The sequence below is a fragment of the Nitrospirillum pindoramense genome, from assembly GCF_007827955.1.
Taxonomy (GTDB): domain Bacteria; phylum Pseudomonadota; class Alphaproteobacteria; order Azospirillales; family Azospirillaceae; genus Nitrospirillum; species Nitrospirillum amazonense_B.
Genome location: NZ_VITR01000009.1, coordinates 23,141 through 40,736, shown reverse-complemented (window position 1 = coordinate 40,736; position 17,596 = coordinate 23,141). Strand labels below are relative to the sequence as shown.

General features: G+C 69.1%; 14 protein-coding genes and 1 pseudogene. 9 read left to right on the top strand and 6 right to left on the bottom strand.

Annotation, left to right across the window (positions count from 1 at the left end):
- Positions 1-43 precede the first annotated feature (43 nt).
- Positions 44-1,267: a citrate synthase family protein gene (locus tag FBZ90_RS15910; protein WP_145733669.1), complete on the bottom strand. Its 1,224-nt coding sequence runs from the start codon at positions 1,265-1,267 to the stop codon at positions 44-46.
- Positions 1,268-1,379: 112 nt separating this feature from the next.
- Here FBZ90_RS15910 and FBZ90_RS15905 point away from each other — a divergent pair, with 112 nt between their 5' ends.
- The 3 genes from FBZ90_RS15905 (at position 1,380) to FBZ90_RS15895 (ending at position 5,100) form a co-directional block, all read left to right on the top strand.
- Complete coding sequence (locus FBZ90_RS15905; RefSeq protein WP_145733668.1) at positions 1,380-2,777, top strand: CoA transferase; 1,398 nt, start codon at positions 1,380-1,382, stop codon at positions 2,775-2,777.
- A gap of 132 nt (positions 2,778-2,909) precedes the next feature.
- The gene (locus FBZ90_RS15900; RefSeq protein ID WP_145733667.1) at positions 2,910-3,521 is read left to right on the top strand and encodes a hypothetical protein; all 612 of its coding nucleotides are present in this window, start codon (positions 2,910-2,912) and stop codon (positions 3,519-3,521) included.
- 19 nt (positions 3,522-3,540) lie between these two features.
- A complete protein-coding gene (locus FBZ90_RS15895; RefSeq protein WP_186455841.1) occupies positions 3,541-5,100 on the top strand; it encodes a PepSY-associated TM helix domain-containing protein in 1,560 nt (519 codons plus the stop codon).
- On the opposite strand, the gene FBZ90_RS15890 is transcribed toward FBZ90_RS15895, so the two are convergent.
- A complete protein-coding gene (locus tag FBZ90_RS15890) occupies positions 5,097-5,543 on the bottom strand; it encodes an acyl-CoA thioesterase (protein WP_145733665.1) in 447 nt (148 codons plus the stop codon). The two genes, FBZ90_RS15895 and FBZ90_RS15890, sit on opposite strands and share 4 nt — an antisense overlap.
- A gap of 120 nt (positions 5,544-5,663) precedes the next feature.
- The gene (locus FBZ90_RS15885; RefSeq protein ID WP_145733664.1) at positions 5,664-7,304 is read right to left on the bottom strand and encodes a long-chain-fatty-acid--CoA ligase; all 1,641 of its coding nucleotides are present in this window, start codon (positions 7,302-7,304) and stop codon (positions 5,664-5,666) included.
- Between the two features lie 246 nt (positions 7,305-7,550).
- Between FBZ90_RS15885 and FBZ90_RS15880 the strand changes: the two genes are divergently transcribed.
- Both FBZ90_RS15880 and FBZ90_RS15875 read left to right on the top strand, forming a co-directional pair.
- A complete protein-coding gene (locus tag FBZ90_RS15880) occupies positions 7,551-8,834 on the top strand; it encodes an outer membrane beta-barrel protein (protein WP_145733663.1) in 1,284 nt (427 codons plus the stop codon).
- Between the two features lie 50 nt (positions 8,835-8,884).
- Positions 8,885-9,334 carry a septal ring lytic transglycosylase RlpA family protein gene (locus FBZ90_RS15875; protein ID WP_145733662.1) on the top strand — a complete coding sequence of 150 codons (450 nt, stop codon included), beginning with the start codon at positions 8,885-8,887 and terminating at the stop codon, positions 9,332-9,334.
- A gap of 68 nt (positions 9,335-9,402) precedes the next feature.
- Here FBZ90_RS15875 and FBZ90_RS15870 read toward each other — a convergent pair whose 3' ends face one another.
- Positions 9,403-11,046: an ankyrin repeat domain-containing protein gene (locus FBZ90_RS15870; protein WP_145733661.1), complete on the bottom strand. Its 1,644-nt coding sequence runs from the start codon at positions 11,044-11,046 to the stop codon at positions 9,403-9,405.
- A 269-nt stretch (positions 11,047-11,315) separates the two neighbouring features.
- Between FBZ90_RS15870 and FBZ90_RS15865 the strand changes: the two genes are divergently transcribed.
- Together FBZ90_RS15865 and FBZ90_RS28410 are read left to right on the top strand one after the other, a co-directional pair.
- Positions 11,316-12,404, top strand: a complete 1,089-nt coding sequence (locus FBZ90_RS15865; RefSeq protein WP_145733660.1) for a pesticin C-terminus-like muramidase — start codon at positions 11,316-11,318, stop codon at positions 12,402-12,404.
- Between the two features lie 46 nt (positions 12,405-12,450).
- A complete protein-coding gene (locus FBZ90_RS28410) occupies positions 12,451-13,209 on the top strand; it encodes a hypothetical protein (RefSeq protein ID WP_145733659.1) in 759 nt (252 codons plus the stop codon).
- 213 nt (positions 13,210-13,422) lie between these two features.
- On the opposite strand, the pseudogene FBZ90_RS28825 reads toward FBZ90_RS28410, so the two are convergent.
- Positions 13,423-14,016: pseudogene (locus FBZ90_RS28825) on the bottom strand (transposase); the annotation flags it as partial.
- Positions 14,017-14,303: 287 nt separating this feature from the next.
- A complete protein-coding gene (locus FBZ90_RS15850) occupies positions 14,304-15,248 on the bottom strand; it encodes a hypothetical protein (protein ID WP_145733658.1) in 945 nt (314 codons plus the stop codon).
- A 413-nt stretch (positions 15,249-15,661) separates the two neighbouring features.
- On the opposite strand from FBZ90_RS15850, the gene kdpF reads away from it, so the two are divergent.
- Positions 15,662-15,775 carry a K(+)-transporting ATPase subunit F gene (kdpF, locus tag FBZ90_RS15845; protein WP_211102081.1) on the top strand — a complete coding sequence of 38 codons (114 nt, stop codon included), beginning with the start codon at positions 15,662-15,664 and terminating at the stop codon, positions 15,773-15,775.
- Between the two features lie 47 nt (positions 15,776-15,822).
- Positions 15,823-17,550, top strand: coding sequence for a potassium-transporting ATPase subunit KdpA (gene kdpA / locus FBZ90_RS15840; RefSeq protein WP_145733657.1), 1,728 nt, complete (start codon positions 15,823-15,825; stop codon positions 17,548-17,550).
- Positions 17,551-17,596: the final 46 nt, after the last annotated feature.

Below are 17,596 nucleotides of genomic sequence, written 5' to 3'. Positions count from 1 at the left end.
CGGCATATCGCTTTGGCCCAGGCACCCGCCCTCGGCGTGTGTATCACGGCTTGGGCATTGGCCGCGGCCCGGTGTAAAGGGCGCGGGGACGGATGAGCTGGGCGTCCGCCCGCTGTTCCAGGGCGTGGGCGATCCAGCCGACGGAGCGGCCCAGGGCGAACAGGCCGAAGGCCGCGCCCGGCGGCAGGCGCAGGTGTCGGCGCAGCACCACCAGGGCGGTGTCGATCACCGGCGGCTGGCCCACCAGGCGCTGTGTCTGCTCCATCACCACGGCCCAAGCCGGGCGCTGGGGCAGGATGCGGGCCAGCAGGGCGGCGGCGCGCGGGTCGCCCGCCGGGTACAGCGGGTGGCCATAGCCGGGGATGTCCTCCCCCCGCGCCAGGCGCTGGCGCAGTCGGCCGGCGGTGTCGCCATCGGCCCCCACCTCATCCCACAGCGCCTCCACCCGCGCGGTCAGGCCGCCATGGCGCGGTCCCCCCAGGGCCGCCAGCCCGCCCAGCACCGCCGCCCGCAGGCTGGCGCCGGTGGAGGCGACGCAGCGCGCGGTGAAGTTGGAGGCGTTCAGCTCATGGTCGGCGCACAGCACCAGGGCCATGCGCACCAGCTCGGCCCCCTCCTTGTCCAGCCCCCACGCCTTGGCGCATTGCCGGTGGATGGGGGCGGCGTCCGGCGCCGTGCCCAGCAGGCACGCAGTCAACAGCCGCACCAGCGCCGCCGCCCCCTGGGCCAGCCGGCCGGGCGCCCGCTGCCAGATGGCGGTGTCGGCATCGTCGCTGGCCAGGGCCAACAGGGGCAGCAGCGTCTCCTCCGCCCGGCGGCCGTGGAAGGCGGCGCGGGCGGCGGCGAAGGCGGGCGCCGGGGTGGGGGCCGGCCCGCTGAACGCGTCGGCCAGGGCCGTGCCACCGGCCGGGACCTGCCACAGCAGGCCCGCCACCTCCTCCACGCTGGCGCGGGCGGCCAGGTCCAGGGCGTCGTGGCCGCCATAGTACAGCCGGCCGTCCTGGATCAGGGTGATGGCCGATTCCAGCACCGGCAGGCCCCAGTCCAGCGTCGCCTTGGCGATCTCCTTGGGCCGGCGGCCCCGGATGCGGGTCAGGGCCAGGCGATCGACCTCCGCCGCCAGGTAGCGGCTGCCCCGGCCATCGCCCGCCGGCTGGGCGCGCAGCAGCCCCCGGCTGACATAGGCGTACAGGGTGGGGCGGGAGACGCCCAGCCGAGTGGCGGCCTGGGCGGCAGTCAGCAGGTCGGCGGTCAGCGGGTCGGCCATGGTGTCCCTTGGTTGATTATCCTCATCAACGTTGATTGAGTTAATCAACGTTGACGATAAATGTCACCGGTTCATCGTCGGGGCGTTCCGAACCTCATGGAAGGTCCCAGCCATGACCACCCCCGACACCGCCGCCCACCCCACCCCCGACAGGCGCTTCCTGGCCGGCATTTGGGACGCCCTGGGGGGCGACCCGACCGCCCTGGACCGTGTCACCTTCATCGGCGACGGCGGCCTGCCGGCCGTCTACCCTGTCACCGACTTGGCCGTGGCCTCGGTGGCCGCCGCCGGGCTGGCCCTGGCTGGGCTAACGGGGGCTGGGCTGACGGGGGCCGACGCCGTCGTGGCCGACCGCCGCCTGGCCTCGGCCTGGTTCGGCTATGCCCTGCGGCCCCTGGGCTGGGAACTGCCGCCCGTCTGGGACGCGGTGGCGGGCGACTACCGCGCCGCCGACGGCTGGATCCGCCTGCACACCAACGCCCCCCACCACCGCGCCGCCGCCCTGTCGGTGCTGTCGGTGCCGGCGGAGCGCGCGGCCGTGGCCCGCGCCGTCGCCGCCTGGCCGGCCACCGACCTGGAAACCGCTGTGGTGGCGGCGGGCGGCTGTGCCGCGGCCATGCGCGACGCCGCCGCCTGGGCGGCGCACCCCCAGGGCCGGGCCGTGGCGACCGCCCCTTTGCTCAGCCTGGATGAGGTGGGGCAGGGCGGTGTAGCCTGGCGCCCCGATCCCGCCCGCCCCTTGGCCGGCATTCGGGTGCTGGACCTGACGCGGGTGCTGGCCGGCCCCACCGCCACCCGCTTCCTGGCCGGCTGCGGCGCCCAGGTGCTGCGCATCGATCCGCCGGATTGGGAGGAGCCGGCCCTGGTGCCGGACATGACCCTGGGCAAGCGCTGCGCCCGGCTGAACCTGCGCGCGGCCGACGACCTGGCGACCTTGCGCCGGCTGCTGGCCGGGGCGGACGTGCTGGTCCACGGCTACCGCCCCGACGCCCTGGCCCGCCTGGGCCTGGACGAAGACAGCCGCCGCGCGCTCAATCCCGGCCTGGTGGACATCTGCCTGGACGCCTATGGCTGGACCGGGCCCTGGGCCGGCCGGCGCGGCTTCGACAGCCTGGTGCAGATGAGCAGCGGCATCGCCGAGGCCGGCATGCGCCTGCTGGACCGCGACCGGCCCACACCCCTGCCGGTGCAGGCCCTGGACCATGCCACCGGCTATATTATGGCGGCCATGGCGCTGCGCGGCTTGGCCCGCCGGCGCGAGACCGGGCGCGGCATGGTGGGCCGCGCCTCCCTGGCCGCCACCGCCCGCCTGCTGATGGAAGGCGGGGCGGGCCGGTTGGACGGGCCGCCGCTGGCGCCGGAGACTGACGCCGATTTCAACCCGGTCGTCGAGCAGACCGCCTGGGGCCCCGCCCGCCGCCTACGGCCGCCGCTGGCCGTGGCCGGGGCGCCCCTGGCCTGGGACCGGCCCGCCAGCCCCCTGGGCAGTGCCATGGCGGCCTGGGCGTGAGCTTGGTCATTGCAATTGCGAATTACTCTTATCTATAGTGCCGGACGCTAAGGGGTGCTGGCCGGGGGGATGATCGGCCGGGGGCCCTGAGCACGTTTAAGAACGTGACACGCTTGAAAAATGGGCGACGGCATGACGGCGACGATGGGCTTTTTGGGGGGCTTGGCCCTGACGGTGCTGGGCATCGTCCTGCTGCGGCGGGTGTGGGCGTCGGCCACGGCGCCGCGTTGGCACACCCTGCCGGGCTGGGGCCTGATCCTGGCCGGTTTCGCCGGCTGGCTGGCCGTGGCGGATGCCGACAAGGCCATCACCATTGGCCTGCTGGCGTTCTCTCTGGTGGGCGTCGCCGTGCTGGTGGCCGGCCGCGACCGCCGGCGCCGCCCGCACCGCGCGCCCAAGGCGCCCAGCGCTAAAACGCCCAAAGCCGGCGCACCCTCCGCCAAAACAACGGGAGCCAACCCGCCGGCCAGCCGCCCCTGGGTCACCGCCCTGCGCGGCACCGCCCGCGTCCTGCTGGCCGGCCCCCTGGCCGCCGGCATCGGCCTGTCCCTGGCGGCGCTGGTGGCGGTGCGGGGCGGCGGGCTGGAGGGGGACCGGCTGGTGGCCGGCGGCTTCGTCGGGCCCATCGCCTGGGGCATCGCCATGACCTGGGCCTTGGCCGACGCGCGCCTGGCCCGGGTGGGCCTGCTGCTGCCCCTGACGGCCGGCGCCGCCGTGGCGGCCGCCTGGCTGGCCCGCGCCTGACTCAATAGGGGACATGATCATGATTAAGCGCTTCGCCGCCCGCGTCCTGGCCCGCCGCGCCCAACCGCGTGCCAAGAGCGGCCTCGTGCAGTCCGCGCTGGCCGGTCATTCGGCCCTGGGCTTGGCCCTGGGCGCCCTGATCTACATCGTCTGCCTCAGTGGCGCCGTCGCCGTCTTCGCCGACGACCTCGGCCGTTGGGAATGGGCCGCCACGCCGGAATCCGCCAGCGTGGCGCCCGAGGCGGTGGACAAAGCCATGGCGGCGGGCCTGGTCCGTGCCGGGGAAATGGCCGGCGGGGTGGAAAAAGTCAGCGTGCTCTACACCCTGTTGCCCCGCCCGGATTGGCCGCACCTGGCGGTGCGCGCCTATACCCAGGCCGGGGGGGAACTCACCTGGCAGGCGGATGCCGACGGCGTGCTGGCCGACGCTCCGTCCGACAAGTGGACCGATGTCATCGGCGACGTGCATCTGGGCCTGACCCTGCCCGGCCTGTGGGGCGGGCTGGTGGTGGGCACCGTCGGCATCGCGCTGATGTCGCTGCTATTCTCCGGCATCCTGGCCCATCCGCGCATTTTCCGTGACGCCTTCGCCCTGCGCCTGACCGGCGGGCGGCGGCTGGGGCTGGCCGACCTGCACAATCGCCTCAGCGTCTGGGGCCTGCCCTTCCATCTGGCCCTCAGCATCACCGGCACGCTGTTCGCGCTGGCCAGCCTGATGGTGGTGGCCATCGCACAGGTGGGCTATCACGGTAATCTCGCCCGCGCCTCCGCCCCCTTGCGGGGGCCGGCGGTGGTGGCGGACGCCGCCACCCAGCCGCTGCCGCCCATCGCCCTGCTGCAGGCCCAGGTGGCCGATCCCACGCCGGGTGCCGCCCGCATCTCCCGCTTTTATTATGTGGAGCGGCCGGGCACCCGGGGTCAGCGCGTCCTGCTGGACATGACCCGCCGCGACGGCCTGACCCAGGGCGACCGCTTCTATTTCGATGGCGCGGGCAAGTTGCTGGCCCCGGCTGGTTTCCTGGACGGCTCCATCGGCCTGCGCGTCTATGGCGCCTCGCTGGCCCTGCACTGCGCCACCTTCGGCGGCCTGGCCGTGCGCCTGGCCTATGGCGTGCTGGGCCTGGCGCTGGCCATCGTCTCCGCCACCGGTTTTTCCATCTTCCTGGCGCGGCGGCGTGATCGGGGCCGGCCGCTGCCAGGGCTGGAACGCGCCTGGGCCGGTGTCACCTGGGGCGTGCCCCTGGCCATGGCCCTGTCCGCCGCCTGCACCCTGGTGCCGGGGCTGGCGCGGGAGCCGGTCTACATCGGTGCCTTCTGGCTGCCGGTGGCGGCCCTGCCGCTGCTCAGCCTGCTGGTGCACAGCGGGGAGGGAGTATCCCGCCTGCTGCGCCGGGTGCTGGGCGGGGGGCTGCTGTTGCTGGCCGTCGCGCACCTGGCCAGGCACGGCATCGGCCTGCCGGGCGCTGCCTTGGTGGTGGACCTGATCCTGGCCGGGGCCGGCGCCGGCTTCATCGCCAGCACGGGCCTCATCGGGCGCCGCGCGGCCGCACCAGCCGCCCCGGCCTCCGTCGCGCCTTAGGCCGGGTCGGCCCCGCTCACCACCATGGTGCGCAGGATGGCGGCGACATCCTCGGGAATGGGGGTGGGGCGCCGGGTGGCGTTGTCGACATAGACATGAACGTAGTGGCCGGCGGCCGCCGGCGCGTCCTCGTCATTACGGAACAGCGCCAGCTCATAGCGCACGCTGCTGCGGCCCATGTGGGCCACCCGCACCCCCACCGTCACCCGGTCGGGGAAGGTGATGGGCGCGAAGTAGCGGCACTGCGTCTCCACCACCAGGGCGATGGCCGTGCCCCTCTCCGGCGCCAGCACGCCCTTCTCGATCATGTGCTGGTTCACCGCCGTGTCGAAGTAGCTGTAATAGACCACGTTGTTGACATGGCCATAGGCGTCGTTGTCGGCCCAGCGGGTGGTGATGGGCTGGAAGTGGCGATAGTCGGCGCGGCTTTCGGGCGTGCTCATGGGCGTCCTGCGGGTGCGGGATGGGGCCCCCAGGACATACCCGCGAAGACGGCGACGGCGCCACCGGTTTCGCCGGGGCGCCGTTCCGTCAGGGGTATGGCGGGGCGTTACGCCGCCGCCCTACTCAGCCGCCGCGGTGGCCGCCTTGGCGCGTTCTTCCGCCACCAGGGGCTGCTTCCACAGCTTGCCCACGGCGGTCTTGGGCAGGGTGTCCCGGAACTCCAGCGCGGCGGGCAGCTCGTGCCGGCCCAGCTTGTCCGCTAGGAAGGCGCGCAATTCCTCCAGGGTGAAGGCCGCCGCGCCGGGGCGCAGGGTGACGAAGGCCTTGGCGCTTTCCCCGCGATAGCTGTCGGGGATGCCGATGACGATGACCTCCGCCACGGCGGGATGTTCGTAGATCGCCTCCTCCACCATCCGGGGATAGACGTTGTAGCCGCCGGACAGGATCATGTCCTTGCGCCGGTCGACGATGAACATGAAGCCGTCCTCGTCCAGGTAGCCGATGTCGCCGGTGCGGAACAGGCCGTCGACGAAGGCCTCCCGCGTCTCATCCGGCAGCTTGTAATAGCCCTGGGTGACGTTGCGGCCCTTGATGCAGATCTCGCCCTTTTCATTGGGCCCCAGGGCGGTGTGCGGGTCCGCCAGGTCGCGGATTTCGATGGTGATGCCGGGCATGGGGATGCCGGCCGATCCGACCTTGCGCTTGTGCGGCGGCGTGATGGTGCCGGCGGGGCTGGTTTCGCTCATGCCCCAGCCTTCCAGGACGGGCTTGCCCGTCACCGCTTCGAACTCATGCGCCAGTTCCACCGGCAAGGGGGCGCCGCCGCTGCCGATGAACTTGAAGCTGGAAAAGTCGATGTCCTTGACCCGGGGGGAGGACGCGATGGCCCGGTGCATGGTGGGCACGCCGGCGAACAGGGTGGGCCGGTACGCCTGGATACTGTCCAGCACGGCGTCGGTGTCCCAGCGCGGGTGCAGGATCATGCGATAGCCGTTGCGCATGGCCCGCACCATCAGCGTGTCCAGCGCATAGATGTGGAACAGGGGCAGGGCGACCAGCAGCGTCTCCTGGCCCGGCGCCAGGCCCAGGAAGCGGCTGAAGGTGTCGTAGGCGTCGGCCGAGGCGCTGAGGTTGCGGTGGGTCAGCATGGCGGGCTTGGGCAGGCCTGTGGTGCCGCCGGAAAATTGCAGCGCCGCCAGGTCGTCCAGCGTCGGCGCCGGCCAGCCGGCCACGGGCGCCGCCGCCGGGGCCAGCAGGGCGGTGAAGGGCAGGGCGCCGGCGGGCAGGGCCTCGGCCGCCACTCCCTGGCCGGCGACGTCGGCGGGCCCCGCCACCACCAGGCGCACGCCCGGGGCCAGGGGCAGCTTGTCCGCCAGTCCGGCGAAGCTGACGACCAGGCGGACATCCGCCTTGACCTGCTTGTGCGTCAGCTCCCGCTCCGCATCCAGGGGGCTCATCGGCACCACCACGCCGCCGGCCTTCAGCACGGCGTAGAAGGCCAGGACGAAATGCGGGGTGTTGGGCAGGTGCAGGCCGACATGCACGCCCGGCCCCACGCCCAGCGCCGCCAGATTGGCCGCCACGCGGGTGCACAGCGCGCCGAAGGTGGCGAAATCCACTGTCTGGCCCATGCAGGTCAGGAAGGGCTGGGTGGGCCAGGTGGCCACGGCGCGGTCCAAATCCTCCACCAGCGTGGGCAGGGGCGGTTCGCTGTTCCAGTCGACGCCCGGCGGATAGGACTTTTCCCACAGCATCGTCATGACGATGGTTTCCTCCCGTTATGTGTCCGGCCTTCGCACGAGGCCGGGTTGGTAACCGCCATGCTTTCATAAGGGGCGGGTCTTTGCCAAGCGCCACGGCGGGGTGCGACAGTGACGCGGTCCTCCCCGGATAAAGGCTTTTTGATTTTCGTCCGCCGGCTTTCGCATCGAACTTTAAGGCGGCCTTGCCGTCTCTTGGCGCCACGCCGGCATCCCCGCCGGCCAGAGAACCAGAGACGCCTTCCCATGTCGCATTCCATCCAGTCCACCATTCCGCGCCGCCGCACCGCCCGGCACATCGCCTCGGCCACGGCCGCCTGTGCCCTGGTGCTGGCGGCGGGCGCCGCCCGCGCTGATGACACGCCGGCCGCGCCGACGGACATCACCATCAGCGGCCTGGTGGAGGCCGGCATCACGGTGGCGAACCACGACCTGGACCGGGGCCCCAACTACGGCCACCTGTTCACCGACCGCACCGACCAGCTGGTGCTGAACCAGGCGGTAGGCACCATCGCCAAGGACGCCGGCTCCGGTGACGATTTCGGCTGGGGCTTCAAGCTGCAGGGCATGTATGGCACCGACGCCCGCTACACCCACTTCCTGGGTGAACTGGACCGCGCGATCGGCGAACGCACCCAACTGGACATCGTCGAGGCCAACGTCACCGCCCATATCCCGCGGGTCGCGGGCGGCAGCCTGGATTTGAAGGTGGGGCAGTACGCCTCCCCCTTGGGGGCGGAGACCATCGTGGCGTCCGGCAACCCGCTGTACAGCCACAGCTACATCTTCAATTTCGGCCTGCCGTTCAAGCACACCGGCGCGCTCGCCACCCTGCACCTGGCGGGCGGCATCGACCTCTATGGCGGTGTCGACAGCGGCGTGAACACCAGCCTTGGCCGCGATGGCGACAACAACGACGCCTGGTCCGGAATCTTCGGCTTTGGTTACGCCACGGCCGACGGCACCGTGTCGCTGGTGGCGCTTACCCATGTGGGGCCGGAGAACGCCAGCACCAAAGCGCCCCTGGGTTTGGCGCGCGCCAATGACGAGGCGCGTTGGATCAACGACGCCGTGCTGACGGTGAAGGCCAACGACGCCCTGACCCTGATCACCGAGCTGAACTATGTCCGTGACGACCTGGTGAAGGCGGAGGCGTTCGGCGCCGCCCAGTACGCCACCTGGAAGTACAGTGACGCCCTGTCGCTGACCCTGCGGACCGAGCTGTTCCGCGATGTCCAGGGCTTCTACGTCTCGGCCTATCAGGGCAATCAGGACTATGTGCTGGCGGAGGCCGGATGGCCGACGCGCGCGCCGGTGCTGTCGGCCGGCCAAGGGGCGACCTATCTGGCGCTGACCGCCGGGGTGACCTGGAAGCCGGCGGCCAGCCTGGGCTGGGACGCCCTTCCCGACGGTTTCGCCCTGCGGCCGGAGGTACGCTACGACCGCTCGCTGGGCAACGCCCGGCCCTTCGCCGGCGACCAGGGGCAGACGACCTTCGGTCTCGACATGCTGATCCCCTTCGGCGCCTGAGCCGTCGGTCGCCGGCACCGCTTTTTCATAACAACGATTGCGAGAGTCCCATGAGGACGCAGCTGTGGGGTTGCCTGGGCCTGGTGGCGGGGTTGGCGCTGACGCCGGCCTTCGCCCAGGGGAGTGCCAACGGCGACAGCCCTCAGGTTGGGCCCCAGGTTGGTAAAGCCAGTTGGTATGGGCGGGAGCATGCGGGCCACCGCACCGCCAGCGGCGAGGCCTACGACCCCGAGGGCCTGACCGCCGCGCACCGCACCCTGCCGCTGGGCACGGTGATCGAGGTGTCGGCCCACGGCCAGATGGTGAAGGTGCGGGTGAACGATCGCGGCCCTTATGTCCAGGGCCGGGTGTTGGACCTGTCGGCCGCCGCCGCCCGCGTCCTGGGCCTGGATCGTACCGGCACCGCCGTGGTCAGCATCCGCCCCACCGGCGCCGTCTGCCCCGCCAACCGGGCCTGCGATGCGGCGCCGGAAACGGTGGCGGAAGCGGGATCGCCCTGAGGTCCCACGAAACGGAAAACTCTTCCTCGGGAGGGGCCGGCGCCGGCGAGTGCCGGCCCCTCTTTTCTTTAGGCGGCGCCCAGCAAGACCTCCGTCACCTCCTCCGAGAACCACTTGCGGTGGCCGTCGATCAGCACGCCGCCCTTGCCGTCAGCGGGCGCCCTTGCCACCGGCAGGCCGTGATCCAGCAGGCCCTGGGCGCACGCCGGCCAATCACCGCTTTCCTCCGGCAGGTTCAGGGACGCCCAGGACAGGGTGCCGCTGACGTCGTCGCTGTAGCCGTGCCGTTCCGTCCAGCGGGCGCCGTGGTCCAGCAGGAAGCGGGCGAGGGCGGCGTCGCCCCGGAACACGGCGTGGTTCAGGGCGGTGGCGTTCCAGTCGCCCGCCTGGACGCCCAGGGGCCAGCCCAGGCGGACCATGACGGCGATGGCGGCATCGCAGCCCCCTTGCGCCGCCAGATCCGGCAGCAGGCGCAACTGTGCCTCCGACAGGCCGGCCGGCAGGTCCGGCCGCTGGGCCTGGAGGGTGCAGGCCGTGGCTTCGTCCCCGGCGGCACAGGCGGCCATGAACCGGTCTTCCACCGACAGCGGCGCGTCGCCGCCAGCCTGGCGCAGCAGGTCCGCGACCTCCGTCATGCCATAGCGCAGGGCGACCGTGTAGGCGGGGATGCCGTCCGGCGTGCGGGCGCTCGGGTCGGCCCCTGCCGCCAGCAAGGCCGCGATGTGGGCGGGCGAGCGGCGGCGGTGGATGGCCCACAGCAACGGTGAGCCCCAATCGGACAGCGGCGGGGTGCGCGCCGGTTCGTTGGCGTCGCCACCCTGGGCCAGCAACAACTGGAGCACCGCCAGATTGTCCATGTCCAGCGCCCGGTACAGGGCGTTGGATCCGGCGACGCGGGCACCCGCCTTCAGCAGCAACTCAACGCAGGGCGGGCTTTCCAGGGCATGGTACAGCGACTCCCCATCGTTGGGATCGGCGCCGGCCTGCAGCAGCAGGGCCGTGAGGCCGGGGTCGTGGTTCTGCCCGGCGGCGCCATAGAGGGCGGACAGGCGTTCCGTCTCCGACGGCTGCGCCACGCTGGCGGGCGGCCAGCGGTTGCCCACCGCCTGGTTGGGGTCGGCGCCGGCGGCCAGCAGCGCGCCGGCGCAATCCCGCAAGTGCTCGGTAAAGCCGGGCACCCGCACCAGGCTGGAATGGGTGACGGCCACCAGGGGCGGCAGGTTCAGCGGGCCGCCGGGGCGGTTCACCCAGGTGGGGTCCTGGGCGATGGCCTGGCGCACGCGCGTCCCATCGCCCATGGCGCAGGCTAGGATGGGGTCGCCCACCGCGACGTCCGGGGTCTCCGCCAGCAGGCGGACGGCGGCGGCCGGGCGGGGGCGGCGCATGCTGCCGCCGATGTCGCCGGCATAGACCAGGCGCAGCCATTCCAGCCGCGTCTCCGCCTCGTTCGCGGTGGCGCGGCGGCTGGCGACGAAGGCGTCGAGATCAGCCCAGGAGGGGAAACCGTATTCCCGTGCCAAGCAGGACTGGGCGTCGTGCAGCCGCAGCCGCTGCGCCGCCAGGCTTGCGTCGTCCCGCCCTTGCGCCGCCGGCAGGCTGGCGCGGAAACGGGCGAGGGCGTCGGCATCGCCGCGTCGATAGGCCGCCAGCAGCTCCTTGGCCTGGCGTTTCAACTGGTCGAGGTGGGGATGGGGGGGAAGCGGTCGGGTCATGAAGCGAACCTCCGTGCGTGAAGCGCCGACGACCCACAAATCCGGCTGCACAAAGGTCGAATGTGACCGATGGTGATGGTGCCAGGGGGCTCAGCCCTTCCCGCGGGTCCGGAGGCGGCATGGCGACCGCGCCCCGGCACGATACGGCGGCGGGGCGGTCCGATCAACAGCCTTGGGCATATTTCCAGTGGGCAGGTGGAAATCCCGGGCCGCCGCCAAACACTTCTTCCCGGTTGCCTCGTGATGCCTGGCCTATCCGGAACCCTTGAATGACAGATGATCTCAGCACGATCCGCTCCGCTGCCCGGACATCAGGCACCGTCCTGGACGACCCGGATGATCTGGAAAACCTGGCCATCTTCCATTGGCTGGGGCACCACGCCCTGATCAACCGCAAGGGCGCCCGGCATTTCGTCATCGGATCGGAGCTTCTGACCCTGTTCTGGCAGGCCCGGTTCAAGAAGTTCGGCAGCGCCGATGAGATCAAGCATCTGCTGGCGCCCCTGGCCGGCCGCCATCCCGACACCGTCGCCCTGGGAACGCTGACCCGGCTGCTGGCGGGTATCGGCGACACGCCGCACAACAACGCGGAGGTCATCACCATGACCGCCGCCGCCATCCTGGCTGGGCGCCTTTGGTTCCTGGATGTGCCGCGCCGCATGCCCGTGGTGGTCACCCGGACCGATCCCGCCGTGTACCAGGCGCTGAACGGCCAGTATGGCACCACCATCAACTTCACCTTCCTCAGCCAATTCGAAGGCGGCCAGCAGCTGCGCGGCTATGTTCCCTTCGGCAATGACGGCCTGGTCGCCGGCTCCAGTGGCATGACGGTGGCCACGGGCTTCGACGTTGGCCAGAAGAAGGAGGCGGAACTGAAGGCCATGGGATTGCCACAGGATGTGATCACCCTGGTTTCGCCCTTCGCTCACCACAAGTTCAAAGGCATGACCAAGATCCAGGTGGCGAAATGGGTGAAGGACACGGCCCCGCTGCCCATCCTGACCAAGGCGCAGGCGGACGCGGTGGACAAGGCCGTGCACGGCGATGTGCTGAACGCCATCAAGAACGCCTGGGACCAGGGCCGGGACAAGGGCGTTCCGGCGTTCACGGAACTGCCCACGCCCTGGCAGACGGTTCTGTTTTCCCGCGCCTTCCACCAGGGCAATGGTGTCGCCAGCACCAGCGTGGCGCAGCCCTTCTTCACCGCCGCGTTCGCCGGCAAGTGGGACGAGGCGGTGACGGCGCTGCGGAATTACGCGGTGTCCCAGGATTGGTATAAGCAGCGGGTGACCAGCGAGGCGGCCTATCTGGATACACAGAAGCCGCCGCCGGTCACGCCCCCGGGCCGGCATGGTTGAGCCGGCATCTTCACCCCGCCTCCGATGACGAAATAAACGGGAAATCATGATCGCCCTCCGTCGCCTGTGCTCCGCCGCCGTCTTGATGCTGACCCTTCTCCTGGCCGCAGGGGGACAGGCGGCGGAACAGCCTGCCGGCGGGGGGGCTGGCGGTGATCTCGTGACCCAGGCGATCCGCCTGCTGCACCCCCACTACACGGCGGCCAACCCGGCGCTGGGCCCCGTGCCGCTGGAGGATCATCTGTTCCTGCTGGGCGCGCCGGCGTTCAAGAACTGGACACCGGCGGAAAGCCCGCTGCTGCCGGCCGACCTGCGCATCCTGGCCTTGGCCGAGCGCGATGAAGCCGACGGCGGGCTGAGCTTCGCGGTGGAGGTCGGGCTGTTCACCGTCAAGGGTGGCACTTTGGCTCTGCTGACCAGTGCGAAGCTGGACGATCCGGACATGGTGACGGACCAGGGCGCGCACCTGGTGGGGGCGACGCTGGACCTGGCCCCCTATCGCATCGGGGAGGGGGAGACGGCGTTCGGCGTGCGGGTGCAGTCCGCCTATGACGCCGCCGGAGCCGGCGCCCATGTCGGGGGCGAAACGCTGTACCTGCTGCGCCCGCTCAAAGACGCCGAACCGGCGGTCATCTTCTCCGCCCCGGTGGCGTACGAGGATGCCGACGGCAAGGCGGCGCCCAAGGGCACGCTGGTCATCAGCCAGAAGAAGACGAAGGGCTTTTATGACCTGCTGCTGAAGACGGGCGCCAAGTCCACGGTTTATCGCTGGACGGGGGATGCTTATGAGAAGAGGGGCGGGTAAACGTCGGTCGGTTTTTTTTGGGAGGGGCTGGCCCTTGAGCTGGGAGGCCGGCGTGGAAAGGGGCAAAGCGTTGGTGTAGCCGACGCGGTTTCGTTCACACCCGCGGCGAAGCCGCGTCACCCGTGCCGAAGGCCACGGTCGCAGAGCGACCGTGAGGGCCATGGCCTCGGGGCGGCCATAGTGGCTGTCACCCCGGACCAGGATGTCGACGCGCGGACAGCGGGCGCGGAGGGTGCGGACCACATGGCGCACCACCAGGGCCACCTCGGTGCCGTCCAGCGTCTTGCCCGGCCTCAGGAAGACCGCCACCGGCTTGCCGGTGACCGCCTCGTAGATGTGGATGGGCATGAAGCAGCGGCTGTCGTGGTGGGCGTTGAACAGGCAAAGCTGCTGCTGGCCGTAGGCCCGGTCCTCGGTGTCGTCGATGTCCAGGATGATGCGCCAGGGAACGGTGGCGAAGCGGACGCAGAACAGTTTCACCATGGCCGCCATCATGCGCTTCAGCGCCACCGGGCCCGGCAGGTTCTCCAGGCGCGTCATCGTCGGCTGCGAGCACAGGTCGCCTCCGGTTTCCGGCGGGCGGCCGCCGGCCATCTTGAACGCCGGGTCTCGGCGCAGCCGGTCGCAGTCTTTGGCATCCGGATAACCCGCGGTGATCGCCAAGGCGCGGAACCGGACCATCTCAGCCAGCCCATGAACCACCCGCTCCGGCGCGCGCGAATCCTCGATGCAGCGCGCCAGCCGGTCGGCGATCTTCAGTCGACGTTCCACCTCCGCCAGAAGCAGGACGCCTCCGTCCGACGACAACCCCCCACCGTCGAAGCGACCGATGACGGGCTTGCCGCGAACCGGTGACAGGCCCGGCAGCGGCAGGGTAGGGTCAACTTCGGCGGGTATGGCGCTCCGGAAACAGCAGGTTCGGCTTCAGCAATCGAATCCTACGTGATTCCAGTGCCTTAGGCCATGCCCGCCAACCTTGGTGCATTATTCGGGCTAGACGGTTTGGCCCGCCGGAACCGGGGCGCCGCCCGTTGGGTAAAGCTAACGAGCCGGGTTCCTACCCGGCTCGTTAGCCCTAGGGAACTTGGGCAGATTTACGACGGCGGGACGGGCTGAAATCCGAGTTGCTGGGTTGTGGCATCAAAGTAATAGCTGTAAACCTGCAGGAAATTGATACCAGTATTGACGAATCCAGTGCTATTGGCGCCGCCCTGTAGGATGTAGGACGGCGTGCCAGGTCCGGTTTCGCCGACGGTGAAATGGTAGCTGAAGGACCCATTGGCGGCGGCGAGGGTAATTTTGTAGCCGTGCAGTTCTTTAGCCAACGAATTCCCCGCACCAACGGAGGGGACCGCCGAGTCTGTCAGATACATGCCCGGGATGCCGCAATCCATCAGCATGTTGCAAATATTGGTTATTGTGGTGCCGTGTTTGTCCGTGGACGGAGGAGTCGTGGTGACATTTATCGTTGGCATGTCAAATCCCGACGCCGCGGCTGCGTTCGGATTCAAGCTCAGGAATTTATAGTCGCTGAGATCGCTGGCGCTCTGGCCGAGTGTAACCGTGACCTGGTTCGGATCGGTATTACTAAGGGTCAAGTTGAAGCTGGGATTCTGGCCGGTGACATTCAGGAATGGATTGTCAAGGAGTTGAGCGGTGCTGGTGGGCACAAGCCCAAGACCGATTCCTAACATAGCCCCACTGTGTTGCTCTTCGCAGACCAGAGCTCGTATTTCATTCAGGGCTACAGCATTTCCATTCGGTTCTTTGAAGTAAAGACCAGAGACAGTGCAGATTGTGCCTGCGACCGTGAATCCGCTGGGATGATAAATACGTGTGATTTGTTCGGTTGTTTTAGTAATCCAGGGATATAGGTTGCCATTTTTGTCATGGGTCGCATGATATGGGAGGACTAGACCATTGGATCCCGTGTCAAGATTCACCAACACCGGTGTATTGTCTTCCGTGTAGATGTCCAGCCAAACCGACTGTCCAGCGGCGCTTCTCACATTGGCGATCAGAGTGGGGCACGATGTCATGCTTAATATCCTATGGTTGATTATTAAATTTACCATTCGGCTATTAGTTGTTATAGCCGCATTTCAAATACCAGCAGAAACCGTGCCAACTGTTACTGCTATAAAATTCAGAGGCTTAACGTCCAAGATGTTCATGTGATTTCTGGTGTCCGACATGACGGACATGTCGGATGCCCCGATCTCTGGTTCCGACCATTTGCCCTCCCACCATTAAAATCCTTTTATTTCCGACCCCCGGCTTTGCCATCGAATTTTGATGGCCATCGGCGGTTTCCTCAGCGTCGACCCATTCCGCCCGGAAGCGCCTTTCTTGAGAGGCTTCCGGGCTTCGTTCGTGAGGAACAACCGCATGCTCGACGTCATCCTTGTCGCCCTTCTGGTGGGGCTTTTCGGGCTGGGCGTGGCCTACGCCTATGCCTGCGAGAGGCTGTGAGGCGCCCATGTTCGACCTGATCCTGGGCGCCGCCGTCTCGGTCGGCCTGACCCTTTACCTCGTCTATGTCCTGATCCGGCCAGAACGGTTCTGAAGACGGGCGCTTTTTAAGCGCCCATCGCGCATGCGGAGATTTTTCCCGTGACCTTCAACGGCATTCTTCAGATCGCGCTGTTCGCCGCGATCATCCTGGTCCTGACGCGACCCCTCGGCGGCTTCATGACCCGTGTCTTTTCCGGTGAGCGCACGCTCATCGGCCGGGCGCTGGGCCCGGTGGAGCGCGCCATCTATCGCCTTTGCGGCGTCGATGAGACGACGGAGCAGCATTGGCTGACCTACGCCGTCGCCCTGCTGCTGTTCAACATGATGGGCGCCCTGGTGCTGTACGCGCTGATGCGCCTGCAGGCCCTGCTGCCCTTCAACCCGCAGGGGCAGGTGGCGGTGACGCCGGACCTGTCCTTCAACACCGCCATCAGCTTCGTCACCAACACCAACTGGCAGTCCTATGGCGGTGAGACCACCATGGGCTATCTGGTGCAGATGGCCGGCCTGACGGTGCAGAACTTCATGTCCGCCGCGACCGGCATCGCGCTGGCCCTGGCGCTGGTGCGCGGCTTTTCCCGCCGTGGCGCCCGCACCATCGGCAATTTCTGGGTGGATCTCACCCGCTGCACCCTCTACGTGCTGCTGCCCGCCTGCATCGTCATGACCCTGTTCTTCGTCTGGCAGGGCGTGCCGCAGAACCTGGGGGCCTATACCGAGGCCACCACGCTGGAAGGCGCCAAGCAGTTGATCGCGCAAGGCCCCGTGGCCTCGCAGCTGGCCATCAAGATGCTGGGCACCAATGGCGGCGGCTTCTTCAACGCCAACTCCGCCCACCCGTTCGAGAACCCCAACGCCCTGGTCAACCTGGTGCAGATGGTCGCCATCTTCGCCATCGGCGCCGGCCTGACCAACGTGTTCGGCCGCATGGTCGGCAACGAGCGCCAGGGCTGGGCCATCCTGGCCGCCATGGGCGTGATGTTCCTGGTGGGCGTCGGCGTCTGCTATTGGGCGGAGGCCCAGGCCAACCCGCTGCTGGCCGGCCTGCCGGTCGACCAGGCCGTCAGCGCCCTGTCGCCCGGCGGCAACATGGAGGGCAAGGAGGTGCGGTTCGGCATCGCCAACACCGCCCTGTTCGCCACCATCACCACCGACGCCTCGTGCGGCGCCGTTATCGGCTGGCATGACAGCTTCATGCCCCTGGGCGGCCTGGTCCCGCTGGTCAACATGCTGCTGGGCGAGGTCATCGTCGGCGGCGTGGGCGCCGGCCTCTACGGCATCCTGCTGATGGCGATCATCGCCATGTTCGTGGCCGGCCTGATGGTGGGCCGCACGCCGGAATACATCGGCAAGAAGCTGGAGGCGAAGGAGGTGAAGATGACGGTGCTGGCCATCCTGGCCATGCCACTGGTCATCCTGCTGTTCACCGCCATTTCCTCGGCCATTCCCCTGGGCACGGCTGGTGTCGCCAACAACGGCCCGCACGGCTTCTCGGAAATCTTCTACGCCTATGCCTCGGGTGCCGCGAACAACGGCAGCGCCTTCGGCGGGCTGTCGGCCAACACGCTCTGGTACAACACCACCCTGGGCGTGACCATGTTCGTCGGCCGCTTCTTCATCATCATCCCGGCCCTGGCCATCGCCGGCGCCCTGGCGGCGAAGAAGACCGTGCCCGTGTCCGCCGGCACCTTCCCCACCACCGGCCCGCTGTTCGTCAGCCTGCTGGTGGGCGTGATCCTGATCGTGGGCGGCCTGACCTACTTCCCCGCCGTGGCGCTGGGGCCGGTGGTCGAGCAGCTGCAGATGATGGCCGGCACCACCTACTGACCCCCGGGTAGAAGCCCCGCATTGGCGTCATCCGTTCTTCGGAGAT